At 57.4% G+C, this 15,078-nt stretch carries 14 protein-coding genes and 1 tRNA gene; 9 read left to right on the plus strand and 6 right to left on the minus strand.

Going from position 1 to position 15,078, the window contains the following annotated elements; all coding sequences use genetic code 11:
* Nucleotides 1-107 precede the first annotated feature (107 nt).
* Genes murA through U6G28_07055 form a run of 3 tightly spaced genes read left to right on the plus strand, consistent with a single transcriptional unit; the run spans nucleotide 108 to nucleotide 3,296 of the window.
* Nucleotides 108-1,427, plus strand: coding sequence for a UDP-N-acetylglucosamine 1-carboxyvinyltransferase (murA, locus tag U6G28_07045; protein WRS29285.1), 1,320 nt, complete (start codon nucleotides 108-110; stop codon nucleotides 1,425-1,427).
* A gap of 10 nt (nucleotides 1,428-1,437) precedes the next feature.
* On the plus strand, nucleotides 1,438-2,472 hold the full coding sequence (locus U6G28_07050) for a diacylglycerol kinase family protein (GenBank protein ID WRS29286.1): 1,035 nt from the start codon (nucleotides 1,438-1,440) through the stop codon (nucleotides 2,470-2,472).
* A complete protein-coding gene (locus U6G28_07055; GenBank protein WRS29287.1) occupies nucleotides 2,469-3,296 on the plus strand; it encodes a lysophospholipid acyltransferase family protein in 828 nt (275 codons plus the stop codon). Before U6G28_07050 ends, U6G28_07055 begins: the two co-directional genes overlap by 4 nt.
* Before the next feature lie 159 nt (nucleotides 3,297-3,455).
* Here U6G28_07055 and U6G28_07060 read toward each other — a convergent pair whose 3' ends face one another.
* Entirely contained in the window at nucleotides 3,456-4,115 is a 660-nt protein-coding gene (locus tag U6G28_07060; GenBank protein ID WRS29288.1) for a hypothetical protein, read from the minus strand.
* A gap of 139 nt (nucleotides 4,116-4,254) precedes the next feature.
* Here U6G28_07060 and U6G28_07065 point away from each other — a divergent pair, with 139 nt between their 5' ends.
* From U6G28_07065 to U6G28_07090, 6 genes are all read left to right on the plus strand, one after another.
* Nucleotides 4,255-5,274, plus strand: coding sequence for an NAD(P)H-dependent glycerol-3-phosphate dehydrogenase (locus U6G28_07065; protein ID WRS29289.1), 1,020 nt, complete (start codon nucleotides 4,255-4,257; stop codon nucleotides 5,272-5,274).
* A gap of 43 nt (nucleotides 5,275-5,317) precedes the next feature.
* Nucleotides 5,318-6,460: a D-alanine--D-alanine ligase family protein gene (locus tag U6G28_07070; protein ID WRS29290.1), complete on the plus strand. Its 1,143-nt coding sequence runs from the start codon at nucleotides 5,318-5,320 to the stop codon at nucleotides 6,458-6,460.
* 49 nt (nucleotides 6,461-6,509) lie between these two features.
* Nucleotides 6,510-7,424 carry a glutathione synthetase gene (locus U6G28_07075; protein WRS29291.1) on the plus strand — a complete coding sequence of 305 codons (915 nt, stop codon included), beginning with the start codon at nucleotides 6,510-6,512 and terminating at the stop codon, nucleotides 7,422-7,424.
* A gap of 6 nt (nucleotides 7,425-7,430) precedes the next feature.
* Nucleotides 7,431-7,811: a metallopeptidase family protein gene (locus U6G28_07080; protein ID WRS29292.1), complete on the plus strand. Its 381-nt coding sequence runs from the start codon at nucleotides 7,431-7,433 to the stop codon at nucleotides 7,809-7,811.
* Between the two features lie 254 nt (nucleotides 7,812-8,065).
* Nucleotides 8,066-8,138 (plus strand) — tRNA-His (locus tag U6G28_07085).
* A 130-nt stretch (nucleotides 8,139-8,268) separates the two neighbouring features.
* On the plus strand, nucleotides 8,269-8,436 hold the full coding sequence (locus U6G28_07090) for a hypothetical protein (protein WRS29293.1): 168 nt from the start codon (nucleotides 8,269-8,271) through the stop codon (nucleotides 8,434-8,436).
* Nucleotides 8,437-8,539: 103 nt separating this feature from the next.
* Here the strand turns inward: U6G28_07090 and U6G28_07095 are convergent, their stop codons facing one another.
* The 5 genes from U6G28_07095 to U6G28_07115 all read right to left on the minus strand — a co-directional run bounded on the left by U6G28_07095 (nucleotide 8,540) and on the right by U6G28_07115 (nucleotide 15,077).
* Entirely contained in the window at nucleotides 8,540-9,463 is a 924-nt protein-coding gene (locus tag U6G28_07095; GenBank protein WRS29294.1) for a cation diffusion facilitator family transporter, read from the minus strand.
* 101 nt (nucleotides 9,464-9,564) lie between these two features.
* The gene (locus U6G28_07100; GenBank protein WRS29295.1) at nucleotides 9,565-10,317 is read right to left on the minus strand and encodes a TipAS antibiotic-recognition domain-containing protein; all 753 of its coding nucleotides are present in this window, start codon (nucleotides 10,315-10,317) and stop codon (nucleotides 9,565-9,567) included.
* Between the two features lie 223 nt (nucleotides 10,318-10,540).
* Complete coding sequence (locus tag U6G28_07105) at nucleotides 10,541-11,800, minus strand: Nramp family divalent metal transporter (protein WRS29296.1); 1,260 nt, start codon at nucleotides 11,798-11,800, stop codon at nucleotides 10,541-10,543.
* Nucleotides 11,801-12,100: 300 nt separating this feature from the next.
* The gene (locus U6G28_07110) at nucleotides 12,101-12,601 is read right to left on the minus strand and encodes a DUF6328 family protein (protein WRS29297.1); all 501 of its coding nucleotides are present in this window, start codon (nucleotides 12,599-12,601) and stop codon (nucleotides 12,101-12,103) included.
* Nucleotides 12,602-12,650: 49 nt separating this feature from the next.
* A complete protein-coding gene (locus U6G28_07115) occupies nucleotides 12,651-15,077 on the minus strand; it encodes a glycoside hydrolase family 2 TIM barrel-domain containing protein (protein WRS29298.1) in 2,427 nt (808 codons plus the stop codon).
* Nucleotide 15,078: the final 1 nt, after the last annotated feature.

Below are 15,078 nucleotides of genomic sequence, written 5' to 3' on the forward strand. Positions count from 1 at the left end.
ATGGGCTTTCATGATCTGATCACGGCGCTAGACTCATCTAGGTATTGACCGAATCTGATTGAGCCCGGTCCAGCAATCGCTGGAGTGGACCCGAAAGGACAGAACGGATGTCGGAAGTTCTTCGCGTGAAAGGCGGCAAGCCTCTCTACGGAACCATTCAAGTTCGCGGCGCGAAAAACTTCGTCCCAAAGGCAATGGTTGCTTCTCTGCTCGGAACCACTCCGTCACAGATACGCAACGTCCCTCTGATTCGTGACGTGGATGTCGTCAAGGAGATGATGGAAGCTCACGGTGTGGAGGTCGACTTCGATCAGGAAGAGGGCGTTCTACTCCTCGACCCGAGCGAAGTTGAGTCTGCCGCCTCGGGCGACATCGACGCTCTTTCGGGTTCTTCTCGTATTCCGATTCTGTTTTGCGGACCGCTACTTCACCGCTTGGGTGAAGCCTTTATTCCCGAGCTTGGTGGTTGCGCCATCGGTGATCGTCCGATCGACTTCCACCTTGAGACCCTGCGCCGCTTCGGTGCAGAGGTGGTCAAGGAGCCGGGCGGGATTCGTCTGATCGCCCCCGAGCGTGGACTGCGCGGAACTCAGATTGACCTGCCATATCCCTCCGTCGGGGCAACGGAACAGACTCTGTTGACGGCGGTTCAAGCGAACGGGATCACGACTTTGACCGGGGCCGCAATCGAGCCCGAGATCATGGATCTGATCAACGTTCTTCAGAAGATGGGTGCGATCATCTCTGTCGATACGGATCGAACTATTCGTATCGAGGGCGTTGAACGGCTTGAGGGCTACGTCCATACTGCCCTTCCAGACCGCATTGAGGCCGCTTCCTGGGGTGCCGCGGCCCTTGCCACCCGCGGGGATGTCTTCGTCAAGGGCGCGCACCAGCCTGATATGACTACTTTCCTCAACACCTTCCGTAAAGTTGGTGGGGGTTTTGATGTTGAGGCAGACGGGATTCGTTTCTACCATCCGGGCGGAGAACTTAAGCCGATCATGCTTGAGACGAACGTCCATCCGGGCTACATGACCGACTGGCAACAGCCCCTGGTTGTCGCGCTGACCCAGGCAAACGGACTCTCGATCATCCATGAGACTGTCTACGAGAACAGGTTTGGTTTCACCGACGCTCTGCGCCAGATGGGTGCGAACATCCAGCTTTACAAGGAGTGCGTGGGCGGGGCCCCCTGCCGTTTCGCTTCGGCGAACTTCTATCACTCTGCCGTTATCTCTGGTCCGACCCCGCTTCGGGCTGCCGATATCACTGTGCCTGACCTGCGCGGCGGTTTCTCGCACCTAATTGCGGCGCTCGCGGCCGAGGGAACCTCGCATGTCTCTGGTATCGACATGATCTCCAGAGGATATGAGCACTTCATTCATAAGCTTCGTTCCCTTCACGCAGACATCGAATACGCCTAGGAACGGCTTAGTGGAGAAATGGAGCCAGGATAGTTCGAGCGAATCGCCTCGCTCGATGTCACTTGTCGTCTCCTCAATGTCTGCGCGGGGCCGCTCGTTGAAGCTGGGCCGCGAACTCGTTGAAATCTTGCGCGACGGCGGCTGGCAAGTAGACGTTCACGTAACGAACTCGACCAGTGATGTTGAGTATGAGGCGTCCCTTTCCGACCATCCCTTCATCGGGGCGCTCGGCGGGGATGGTTATCTGACTGCTGCCGCTCGGGGTTGTATTGGTCATCCGTCTCCGTTGCTTCCCTTCCCGGGGGGACGAGGAAACGACCTCTGTCGGTCCCTTGGCATTGGCGCGGATTCCTTCGAATGGGCGCGGAAGGTTGCAGCGGCCTCAACCGAGGAGATTAACAGCTGGATCCGACCACTCGACGCAATGCAGGTCAAGTCTGGAGACGGAACGTACGTTGTGCTCGGTGTCGTTTCGCTGGGGGTCGATGCAACTGCCAACCAGATTGCCAACAACTCGTGGTTCCGCTCCGGCCCGCTGGCATACGCGTGGGGCGCAGCACTCGCGGCTCTTGGAAAATACAGTCCGCTTGAGATCAGCGGAACCATTGAGGGTGAGATTCCGAAGGAGTACCCGGGTAGGGATACCGACACGGCCATCGCCCACGCAGAAGCGCAGGGCACGGGAGTTTTCCGTCCGGTCCTCGGAGGATGGGTAACTTCGGTCGCGAACACTGGATGGATCGGCGGCGGGGTGAACCTCACGCCGCAATCCCGGACCGATGATGGCCTTCTTGAGATCATTACCCTTGAGGGTATTCCGCGTTTCCGTGCGATAGGAAAGCTTGCCAAGGTTCTTTCCAGTCGAGCGCTGGACGATCCGGTAGTACACATTTACGAGGGAACGCAGGTTCACCTTGAAAAACCTGCGGGACTGGAAGTCATGGCTGACGGCGACGTTATCGGTCGCCTCCCAATGGATGTAAAGGTTCTTCCGAGTGCGCTGAGAGTTGTTGCGCCGCCGAGAGCGACCGAGGAGACAAAATGAGAAGCATTGCGCCTCTGCGGCCATACAAGGGCAATCTTCGCGCCGCGTATAGAGCGCTGTTACCGATCATGTGGCCCTTGGTAACAGCATTGGCGAAGCCTCGTTTGCAGACCTTTGAGAATCTTCCAAAGGAGGGTGCATTTATCCTTGCCCCTAATCACATGTCGAACGCCGACCCGTTCTTGATGGGCTACCTGATGGCCGATGCCGGCTATGAGATCAGTTTCATGGCAAAGGACTCGCTGTTCCGTGTTCCGGTGCTGGGATGGATTCTCCGGGCCTGGGGCATGATTCCCGTCGTTAGGAACTCGGCCGCTGCAGCTGACTCTCTGGTTCACGCGCGCGGCGTCCTGGGGCACGACGGCATCGTGGGCTTCTACTTCGAGGGAACACTGACTCAGGACCCGGCCTATTGGCCGATGAAAGGCAAGACTGGGCTGGCTCGTCTGGCTCTAGATACCCGAGTTCCAGTGATTCCGGTGGTTCAGTGGGGTGCTCAAGATATCGTGAACCGCTATCTTGAACTGAGGCCGTTCGGGAAACGACCTGAGTTGTTCATCAGGGTGCTGCCTGAGATTGATTACTCGGATCTGCCCGGAGACTCCAGTAACCACGAGAGTGTGGGAGAGCTGACCCAGCGTCTTCAAGACGTGTTGGAGAAGGGCTCCGCGACCTTGCGTGAGGAGCTTGCTCCAAAGACTCCATGGGATCGAACGACCAACGAGAAAAGAAATCCTCGCAAATCTAGACCCTTTTCTAAATGGCGTCGAGAACTGGCGCGGTCGGCAAAGCGGCAGGACGTTCTACCGGCCACCCCTCGTTAGGTAGCCGTTCCTCGTCGTATAGTCGCTCCCGAGCTGGTGCGCCGACCCAGCACCTCTCCGGTGGCACTCTTGCCTGCCTTGCGATGAGCCGACCCATCGCACAATCTAGGAAACGAATCCACGGCACAGGATACTTCGCGGCGAGACCAGGCGAGTTCGTCACCCGACTCGCTGGATGTCAATCACGACACGGCTCGGGTTTGAGAGTTGGAAGATTCGATACGGGGCCTTTTGTGTCATCCCGATGACGACGTGCGATCTCCCCTCGTAGGTTCCGTCATAGATAGCACTTATCTCTCCGGTGGCCTTTGCTGAGAAGTCGTCATAAACCAGCGACCAGTCCTCGTCCGTCTCTGGAATTCTGGTTCCGGTGATGGCAATGTCAAGAAACTCGTTGCCCGAAATGACGAGGGGTTCGCCGCGGCCCTCTTCGACGGGGTTGTCGGTCCATCTAGTGGTCCACCCGACTGAGGTGTCGCCTTGCAGGTCAATAACGATCCGATCGAAGTCGTCATGTTCCGCGAGACGCATCCCGGTCACCAGCGCGGTTTCGACAACGGGAGCCACTGGTTCACCAACCGTCTCATCGGTGAGCCATGGAATAGAGATCTGTTGCTCGGAAGACTCATCCTCCGCCGTCTCTTCGCTCTGTACATCGGCCGGGGATGAAGGCCCAGAAGCAGGGGCTTTCTCTTCTTCCTGAACCGTCGGCTCCGATTGGTTGGATGAGTCGGGCGCAGCGGCGGGGCTACTAGAACAGCTTGTGATCAGCAGGAGAGCGACCATGGCTGACGTCGCCGTAGACAATTTTTTGGACAACGCAGTCCTTTTGGACAATGCAGTCACGTCCCACCTCCAAATGCCGACTCCCGGTGTAGGGCCGGTGTGCCTCAACCGTAACGCGGCTAGGCTGGATGGTGAGGTAAAGCGCGCGGCGCGTGAACAAAGGAGGACTGCTGTGAGTTCCGAGAAAGTAGCGGTGTTGGGAACGGGGTCATGGGGGACCACTTTTGCACAAGTGCTTGCGGACGCGGGACACCGGGTGACAATGTGGGGCCGACGCGACGCGGTCGTTGAGATGATCAATGCTCACGAAAACTCCTCATACCTGCCGGGCATTGATCTGTCTGAGTCAATCATTGCCACGACTGACCTCGATAAAGCTCTGGACGAAGCCGAGATGGTCTTTGTCGCAGTTCCAGTAGCGGCGACGGCAGAAGTGGTTACAGAAGCATCGGCAAGCAACTCAGATGCCGTGTATGTCTCGCTCGCGAAAGGCATCGAGACGGGCTCGCGCAGAACGATTACGGAAATTATTCGCAGTGCTGGGAATCTCGACTCGTCGCAGGTCGCTTTGATTTCCGGCCCTAACCTCTCAATGGAGATTGCGATGAAGCAACCGACAGCTTCAGTTGCAGCGAGCACTGACCTCGACACCGGAAAGCGGTTGGCGAAGATGTGTCACAACGCCTACTTCCGCCCCTACGTGTCAACTGACGTTATTGGCTGTGAGATCGCCGGGTCGACGAAGAACGTCATCGCGATAGCGATTGGGGCTTCCGAGGGCATGGGACTAGGAGCCAATACTCGCGCGACGTTGATGACCAGAGGACTCGCCGAGATGACGCGTCTGGGAACCGCTGTGGGAGCAAGCCCTGGAACTTTTGCGGGCCTGGCGGGAATGGGTGACCTGGTCGCAACCTGTTCGTCGAGGCTGTCACGTAACTACTCCCTCGGATATCGCATGGGCAAAGGAATGAGCCTCGAGGAAGCCCTGAACCTGTCTCCTGGCGTGGCTGAGGGGGCTAAGACCGCAGGACCCCTGCTGGAGTACGCGACTGAGCGCGAGGTCGATATGCCCATCACCACGGCTGTCGTGGCTGGGCTGAGCGGTGAGGCGACGGTACAGGAGATGGGGGAGATGCTCCTCGGACGCCCCCAAAAGATGGACGGGTGGGAAATCGAGTTTCTTGACTGATCGGTTTGCGGTAGTGAGCCACGCGAGCAATATGATTACCTCCATGGCAAAGACCACCGAGCGAATCGATTCTCGCCCACTCCTCGTCCTCCTTTTCGGGGGAAGGTCGGGTGAACACCAGATCAGCTGCGCGACGGCGGGCGGTGTACTAAGGGCCATTGACGGCGCTCTATGGGACGTACGGGCCGTGGGAATATCGCCCGATGGCGAATGGGTTCCTCTGCCGAGTAAGCCCGAGGAATATGATCTAAAGGATGACTCGGGCTACACCGTGACTGCCGACCATCGGCGCGTTACATTCCTTCCTGGTTCGCCACGTTTGATCGAGTACGAGGTCGACACGAAAGGAAACCCAGTAGACGAGTCCATTTCGGTCATAGGTGACGTTGACGTCGTTTTCCCTCTGCTGCACGGTCCGTATGGTGAAGACGGCACGGTGCAGGGGCTACTTGAGTTCAGCGGGGTGAAATATGTCGGATGCGGGGTGGCCTCGTCCGCTGTGTGTCAAGACAAGCACCTCACGAAGACGGTTCTGAAGAATGCGGGGATCGATGTAGGACAGTGGGTTGCATTCACCCGAGAACAGTGGGACAGAGACTCACTGCGAATCAAGGAGGACATCGCCGCGCTGGGGCTTCCTGTATTCGTGAAGCCGTGCCGAGCTGGCTCCTCGCTTGGAGTAACGCGTGTCGACAATGACTACGAACTGGATGCCGCGATCAAGGACGCGCAGCACCACGATCCACGGGTGATCGTAGAGAGGGCTGCGGGCGGACGCGAGGTGGAGTGCGGGGTCCTCGCCATGGCCAGTGGAGAGGTACACGCGTCGGCGATCGGGGAGATCAACGTCCTCGGTGATACTTTCTACGACTACAGGACCAAGTATTTCAATCCGGACGGGGTCGATCTGCAATGCCCCGCCGATCTACCCGATGGGGTAGGAGACCGGATTCGAGAGATCGCAGTGCGGGCGTTCGAAGCGGTCGCAGGTGAAGGAATCTCAAGGGTTGATTTTTTCTATGATCCTGAGACCGACAAGATCACCCTGAATGAGATCAATACGATGCCCGGCTTTACACCTTTTTCCATGTATCCCACCATGTTTAGGGAATCGGGCTTGGCATACGCGGAGTTGATCGAAGCGCTACTGCAAGAGGCGATCAGCCGTCCGAATGGCCTCAGGTAGACTCCGTCACGTTCTCTCCTCCCAAAGACTTTCCGGGTAACGTTGGAACATGAGTAAGCCCAAAGTGACCCTGGCAACTGCGGCAACGTTGCCCGATCTTTACCCTGATGAGGCCGGTCTCCTTGACGCAATGGCCGAGCGCGGCATGGACCCCCAGATCAAAATCTGGAACGATCCGAATGTCGATTGGAATGACGCGGGCATCGTTGTGGTTCGTTCCGTCGTTGACTACGCCAGGGATCGGAAGAGCTTCCTGGAGTGGGCCAGCGGAATCCCGCGGATTCTCAACAGCTACGACGTGCTGACCTGGAATAGCGATAAGCACTATTTGCAGGAGTTAGCTAAGCGTGGTCTGCCGACTATCACGACTACCTGGGTAGGGGCCGACAAGCACTACAACAAACACCAGGTCCACTCACGTTTCCCGGCCTTCGGCGACTTTGTTTTGAAGCCAACCGTCTCCTCGGGCGTTAGGGATATCGGGCGGTACTCGACGGACAGTATCGAGGCGCGGCAGGCCGCGATTGCTCAAGCGATGGACCTATTGGGTAACGGACGCGACATCATGATTCAGCGGTACGAGGAGGCGGTAGACATCCACGGCGAGATGTCGATGGTTTTCTTCAATGGCATGCTGTCGCACGTAGTTCAAAAGGGAGCGCTACTTAATCCGGCTCAGGTTACCGATGAACGCATCAAGGAGACTTACGTTCAGGCCACCGAAGCCCGAGACCAGGAGCTTCGTTGGGCGGAGCAAATTCACTCCGTCGTTCACGACTACGTCCGTGAGCGCACTGGCCGGGATGAGCAGTTCCTGTTCAACCGTGTCGACATTGTGCCGGATGGCAACGGCTCCTTCCTGGTTATGGAGTTGGCCATGGTTGATGCGGATCTCTACCTGGATTCGACCCCGACCGCGATTCGCAACTTTGCCGATGCGATCTCGGTGCGCGCATTTTGGTGATGGTCTTTGGATAGTTCCGAGCCGTTGGGAGCGGACGATGGGTCACCGGTCACCGATGCTGAGTTTGAGGAGATGGTCGAACAAGCACTTGAGTCCATCCCACCGGAGCTTGCACAAATGGTGGAGAACTGCGCGTTTATCGTCGAGGATGAGCCGCAGTGGGGGAGGGGGACGCTGCTTGGGTTGTACCAGGGCAGGCCAATAACGTCGCGGCAGGACTATTACGGAGTTCTGCCAGACACTATCACCATCTATCAGGGTCCCCTGGTACGCCACTATCCGGATCGCGAGGAGTTACGGAAGCAGGTGCACAGAACGGTGATCCACGAGGTTGGACACTACTTCGGGTTCGACGAGGAGGAATTGCGCGATCTGGGCTGGGGGTAGAGGCGCTGACAGCTTTGTTCAGTATTCGTTCGTGATTCGTCCCCGTTGGGATTCTGGCTCTTTCGTGTTCCGTGTCGCTCGATTTCTGTTCACATTCGGGTAGCGTTGCGCTCTTGCTTGACGCTCGTTACGCTCACGTTTTTCCGTCCTAGATGTGAGGTATGCCAGACCACCCGCTCTGCGTTCTTCTCTGGCCCAACGCCCTGGTAATATCGTCTATTGCTGAGGTCGGCCACAAGCGGACTTTAGCGATGGTGGCTGTAGCTCAGTTGGTAGAGCCCCGGCTTGTGGTGCCGGTTGTCGCGGGTTCGAGTCCCGTCAGCCACCCCGATGCCCCCAGAAGACGTTGAAATATCAATGGTTTCTGGGGGTTTTGTTTGTCTTGTCGTGCCGCGCGGGGCAGGCAAAACCTGTCAAAGTAAGGCACCTGTGACCATTACCCTGTACCAGTAGCCCCATGTTTACCCCACTAGGCAACCTGACTGACGCTTACGTTGAGGACAACATGACGAGAGGCCAGTCCGATCCTGCGAAGTCGGGTTCACTGTGGACCATGACCGCTGACACTCAGAAGGCGTTCGAAGTGTTGACGTTGACTGAGGCTAAGGCAGTGCGGTTTTGGTAAATATCCGCCAGAGTGGTTCTCGCGGCCTGGACTCACCAGGGGTTCTTTGCGACGCTCGTGCGTCTCGGTGGGCCTGGGAACGGTATCGTGACAGGTGCGGTACCTACCGCATTGGCGGGATGGGAACTTCTCCGACGGGAATGTCCCGGTAGGATTCAGGATCCTCGATTGGTTCGATGTGAGTGACCACCACCAGACCTGGAAGCGCAGTTTCCATCTCCGACTCGATCTGCTCGATAAAGCGGTGCCCTTCGGCCACGGTCCAGTCGCCCGGCACCAGTGCATCGACATTGGCATACTTGCCCTGTCCCGCGATGCGCGTCTGTAGCCCGTGGAACTGAACCTTATCGGTGGTATGCGACTGGAGAATGCTGACGAGGGTTGCGTTCTCGGCCTCGGGCAGCGTGTGGTCCATTAGTCCTTGTACAGACTCCGAAACGAGGCGGGCCCCGGTTACTACGATGTTGACCCCGACAATGAAACCCACTATCGGATCAAGTCGCTCCCATCCGGTGAGTGCGACTAGACCGATGCCGACCAGCACCCCAACTGATGTGATGACATCGGTGAAGAGGTGTTTGCCATCGGCTTCAAGTGTGATGGAGCCATACCGTCTCCCAGCTCGCAGCAGAATGAATCCAACGACCCCGTTAATCACGGCCGCGACGAGAGAGACGATCAGGCCGGCGCCTATGTGCTCCAAGGGCTTGGGGTGGATGAAGCGTTCAACGGACATGAACATGATCACCGCCGCCGCGACGAAAATCATTACTCCTTCGACCGCAGCAGAGAAGTACTCGGCCTTCGAGCGGCCATAGGTGTACTTTGAGTCCGCGGGTCGGACGATTGTCTTAAGAGCAATCAAGGCGACGATAGCAGCGGCGAGATTAACGATCGACTCCGCCGCATCAGAGAGCAATCCAACCGAGCCGGTTAGTGCCCAGGCGCCAGTCTTCAATGCGATGGTTACAATCGCTGCAGCGATCGACAACCACGCGAAACGACTAAGATCACGGCTTTCTTGCACGAGTGTTCGCTCTCCCTAGTTGTCCTGGCCGAGCGTAATCGTAGTCGCCGACCGCGGTCTTCTACAGTCTGACTGATGAATGACTCCGTCAACCGTTGGTATCACGTCAGGTATGCCACAAGTGCATCGCGCACGAAGCTTGCTCCCTCGACTCCTCCGTAGTTGGCGGCGAAGCGTTCGTCACAGACGTACATCTCGGCCAGCCCTTTCACGTATCCATCTAAATCACCATTTGGGTCGGCCGCCGGTGTACCAGGAATACTACGGAGCCAGTCAACATGACGAGCTGCCAGGGTCTGGGCACGTTCCGAATCTGCGGCAACCTCGGGGTCAGACGCTGCCGCTATCCAGTCCCTGTTCAAGCTTTTCATCCGAGCTGTCCAATCGGCCTTCTCGTTTTCGGTCTTGCCTTGCCACCAGGCATCTGACTTTGCGTAGGAATCAGCGCCCCAGCGTTCTTCCACCTCGTCTTTGTACTGGGTGTGGTTGAATCCGTCGAACATGGTTTCGGCCATGAGCGTTTCCTTTCTCTTTAGGGATCTAATCGTGTGCTCCACTGCGGCGACCTGCCGCGTGAGCCTGTTCTGCTCCTGTCGGAGCACGGACAGATGCGTCATCAATACGGAGGCTTCGTCGACCTCTCGTTCAAGTACATCGGCGATCTGCGAAAGCCTGAGACCAAGTTGCCGCAGGAGCAGTACGCGCTGTAGTCGAACAAGCGCCTTTTCGTCATAGTGGCGGTAGCCGTTGTTCCCGACGCGGCTCGGCGTCACTAGGCCAATGTCGTCGTAGTGACGGAGGGTTCGACTTGTGACGCCAGCGATTTGGCCGACCTGTTGTATTGACCATTCCATGCGAACCACGGTAAACGTTTCCGTTACGTCAATGTCAAGCGATCGTTAGAAGCTCTCGGTAGCTAGGGTGTGTCTCCTAATTTCCTGCTCGTTGTGGTCACCGGGAAATCCGCATTTGCTACGTTGTTATCGTCGGCTTTGCCGCCAGCAAAGCCTCCTCTTCCGCCTTACAACCACGAATTTTCCGGGCATCCTCGCCTGAGCACAGATATAGAGACACGCCCTAGGCTTGTCCAGTTAATGTTAGCCAAATAAGCAGCAGATTTAGCGCGATGATGAGTACGGCTACCACGGCACCTGCGAGACGTAACCATACTCCGTTTACGAACTCTCCCATCACTTCTTTGCGACTGGTCAACCACACGAGCGGGACGATAGCAAATGGAATGCCGAACGACAGAAGCACTTGACTTAGGACTAGCGCCCAGGTGGGGTCAACTCCCAGACCGAGAACCACCAGAGCAGGCACCATAGTAACTAGCCTGCGTGCCAGCAGCGAGATCTTTACGTGCAGTAGACCGCTCATTATCTCCGCGCCGGCGTACGCTCCGACTGAGGTCGAGGCAAGTCCCGAGGCTAGCAGGCCGATGGCGAAGATAATTCCGATCCCGGCACCGAGATGTGTGGTGATAGCCGCCGCTGCCCCCTCGATGGTGTCCGTACCGGAAACGCCTCGGAGCGACGCGGCAGCCAGCAGTAGCATGGCGATGTTAACGCTGCCTGCCACAACCAAAGCGAGCACGACGTCCCATCGGTTAGCGTGGAGCAACCTGCGAATCCGACCTGGCTCGGTGGAGGAGCCGTGTCTATCTCGGGCGAGCGACGAATGTAGGTAGACCGCGTGGGGCATGACTGTGGCGCCAAGCATACTGGCAGCCAGTAGAACGGATCCGGAGTCGGCGAACCGGGGCACCAGTCCCTCGACGACCTCTCCCCAGTCTGGGGGTGCAACGAACAGTCCCGCTACAAAGCCGATTGTGATGATTGCTAAGAGTCCGATTACCACGTGCTCAAAGCGTTGCTGTCCCGTCGTCCCGCGACCGCTGTGTTGTAGGGCGAGGATCAACAACGACACCACCCCAACGATCAGGCCGCCCAACAGCAGGGGAGTACCGAACAGTAGATATAGGGCCAGGGCTCCGCCGACCACTTCTGCAAGGTCGGTAGCGACGGCGACTAGCTCGGCTTGGGCCCAGTAGAGAAGGCGAGACGTTCGGGGCATCCGATCGCCGAGGACTTCGGGGAGGCTACGGCCAGTAACGATACCGAGTTTTGCTGAGAGGTACTGCACGATCACGGCCATGATGTTCGCGAGCACTAGCACCCAGACCAGGAGATACCCGTATTTCGCTCCGGCCGAGAGATTTGCTGCCACATTGCCGGGGTCGACGTAGGCAACTGCGGCAACAAAGGCAGGGCCAAATAGCCTCCAGAGACCGCGTTGCTTAGTCTCCCGATTCGACGGAAGGGAAGTTTCGGACAAGTCGGTAGCTATTTGCACAAGTATCCCCTCCGCTAAGTACGTCTTACTATATCTAATTGTTCGGTGTGACAAACAATTTGATTCGTAGCAAAGGTTTGATTGGTGTTGACCGTTGTATTCGGCGATAACTAGCAGTGACCGCCACAAACCATTGGCTCTGCCCTTCCTGGCCCTTTTGGGAATGTGGGACAGTTGCGCAGCTTTGTGGCGATCAACTGCGAACGGGACAAGCTCCAGTGGCACGGCGGAATACCGTCCGGTGGGCAGCGGCGCCCTTAGCGCAACGCCAAACAGCGTGGATCAGTCGTCTAGATCGACCCTGCGAGCCTTTCTGCTTATGCCGGAGATTGTCACAAGAACCCCTGCGACAACGGTCACCGAGACAATTAGTGCGATCCAAGCCGCATGGTCTCCCAGTGCGAACTGCACGATGAAGGTCAGAACACCCACAGTAAGCGACAGAACGATAACTAGATCAATACTCACGAATCGTGTCCCGTAGGTTACTAACCTCGGCTTGACTCCCTTGCGAAATAGCGCTCTATGCAGGACCACGGGAGCGATCGAGAGGATCGTTGCGAGGGTCGCCAGCACGACCAGAGTTAAGTAAAAGGCCAGCTGGGCGCGACTTAGCTCTGTGAATCGTGGCTGAAACGCCACTGCTAGGAGAAAACCTGTCAATACCTGTGCGCCAGTTTGCATCACTCGCAACTCTTGCATCAGTTCGTTCCAGTTGCGGTCGGCGCGCATATTTGCAGACTCGCCTCGTCCGTCGTCAATCGTTCTATTCTCGGTGTACATAATTCCAGTATGGAGCAAGGGGGTCGCAGTAGTTCGGAAGTCCTTCTGTCTATTCCGCACTGATCATCAGAGACGTGGGAGAAACCCCCTCGGCTTCGACGCTCACCCTGACCTCACCCGATTCTCCGGTCGAACGGATTATGGCCAGGCCGCGTCCGCCGTATGTGGTGAACCGACCCGTCGTGTAGCGATCCTCGGTGATCGGATTCGCACTGCCTGAACCAGCCAGGACCCCGGCACCGTCGACTCGCACTCGAACTGGGCGGTCAGCGAGCGGGCGGACAACACCGCTTGAGTCGGTGAAGGCGATTGAAACGTGTGCGAGATCCTGTCCATCTGCAGCGAGGTTGTCCCGATCTGATTCCAAAGTTAGTCGCAGGTCTGAGCTGGCGCTTCGTAGGCGGTCGCGACCCAGTTCGCGCCCGGCTGCGTCATAGGCAACAGCCTCAAGAGTTCCCTCCGTGTAGGGAACTTCGAAGGTGGTCGTATAGCCTTCCTTCTTGCCGATGGAAGCGGATCCGATTCTCTCGCCGTTAAGAAGTAGATAGACCATGTGAGCGTTCGCGTAGACCTCAACGACGGCGATGGTCCCTTCGTAGCCTTCCCATGCCCAGGAACGGATAGAGTTTGTGAAGCGCCACGGCGTACTGCTCTGCTTTTCGCCCGCGTGATTTACGGGCTGCACTGCGAGGACCGGGCCCTCCTCCAGACCGTAGGCGATCCGGTTCAGGTACATCTGCGTCTGAGAATTCCCCAGGATGTCTATGACAGGCTCGCCCGCAAGCAATGCGGGGTAGGGGAGGAACATGGCTCGCGGTTGGTTGTACCGCTTAACGGCGATTCCCGCTTCACCCAGATAGTCCCAACCCGTCCACTGAAAATCGCCAATCAAGTAGGGGAGTTCTTCCACCATCGCCCAGTTCTCTGCGATATCCGGTGGATTTGTTTCACTCCCGACAATGACTCGATCCGGATACAGCTCGCCGTCCTTCCGATAGCGGAAGGGAGCGTAGTTGTATCCGGCGATGTCTAGGGGAGCAAAAGAGTCTCGGCTAAGAGCGTCTGCTTTCTTAGATCCGCCCACGAGAGGCATGATTCGCTCCATCGCCCCCATCGCGTAGTTGAGAAGGACGATCAGGTTCTTGTTCTGGTCTTCCCCCTGTGTTCGGGCCTTCTCAAGTTGTTTTTCCCTCTTCTCGTCACTTTGGGCAAACGCGTTGAGAATGAGGTTGATTCCGTTGGTCAGAGGACGCGTCGCGTCGAGATTTCTGATTCGCGCGGTCATCTCGTTGCTTAGCTCGATGCCACGAGGTTGACTGGTCTCCGATATCTCGTTCCCAATCGAATACATGATGACTGAGGGATGATTGGCGTCGCGCAGTACCATCGCGTCGAGGTCACGCTGCCACCACTTATCGAAATCGTTGCCGTAGTCGCCAACTTGCTTGGGGAAGTACCAAGCGTCAGAAAACTCATCCATGACCAGCATTCCGAGCTTATCGCAGGCCCGCAATACCGCATTCGAGGTGGGATTGTGTGAAGAGCGAATGGCGTTGTATCCGGCATCGAGAAGTCGGCGAACTCTGCGTTCCGCGGCTGCGTCGAACTCCGCCGCTCCGAGGACCCCGTTGTCGTGGTGGATGCAGGCCCCGCGAAGATTGATAGTCTGCCCGTTGAGCTGGAGGCCATTCTCTGCATCGACTGTCACCGAACGAATTCCTGTGGTGACTTCTTCTCGGTCCAAGGTTTTGCGCCCGGATCTAACCGTTGCCTCCGCTTGGTATAGCGCGGGATTCTCCGGCGACCACAACTCTGGATTGTTGACGGTGATCGGCAGGCGAAAAGTCCCGGTGGCACGCGAGGGAACAGTGAGGGATGCCTTCGCCGTCGTCTTCTTTCCGGTGGGGGAGCTCAGGGTGACTGTGATGGTGAGTTCCTGAGCACGGTCCTCCTCATTTGCCACGTCGACGATAGCCTGAATCAATGCGGATTCTGAGGAAGTGGAATCGGTCAAGAGGCGAAACCCGAATGGTTCGATGTGGACCGAAGAAGCGGTGAGGAGACTGACGGGGCGATAGATGCCGGATCCCGTGTACCAGCGTGAGTTCGGCTGGTCGGTTGTATCAACCACTACCTCGATCAGATTCTCCCCATCCTGAAGGCAGGTCGTAAGTGGCACGTGGAAGGTGGCGTAACCCGACGGTCTTCCACCGACCTCGGTTCCGTTAAGCAGTACTTTCGAACGATGAAACACGCCCTCAAACTCCAGGATGGCAGTCTCTGATTCTGGAGCCTGGAAGGTCTTTGAGTAACGGTACCGTCCGCCTGGGAAATAGCCGGTGTTCTGGCCACCGGGGAGATTGGGATCGCGAACTTCGCGGATCATCGCATCGTGGGGAAGCGTGACCGGAACTGACGAACCCGGCACATCTTCTTTGGTGAAAGTCCAGTCATCGTTGAATGGCGTGCGAAGCATA

The organism is Actinomycetaceae bacterium MB13-C1-2 (assembly GCA_035621235.1).
GTDB lineage: Bacteria > Actinomycetota > Actinomycetes > Actinomycetales > Actinomycetaceae > Scrofimicrobium.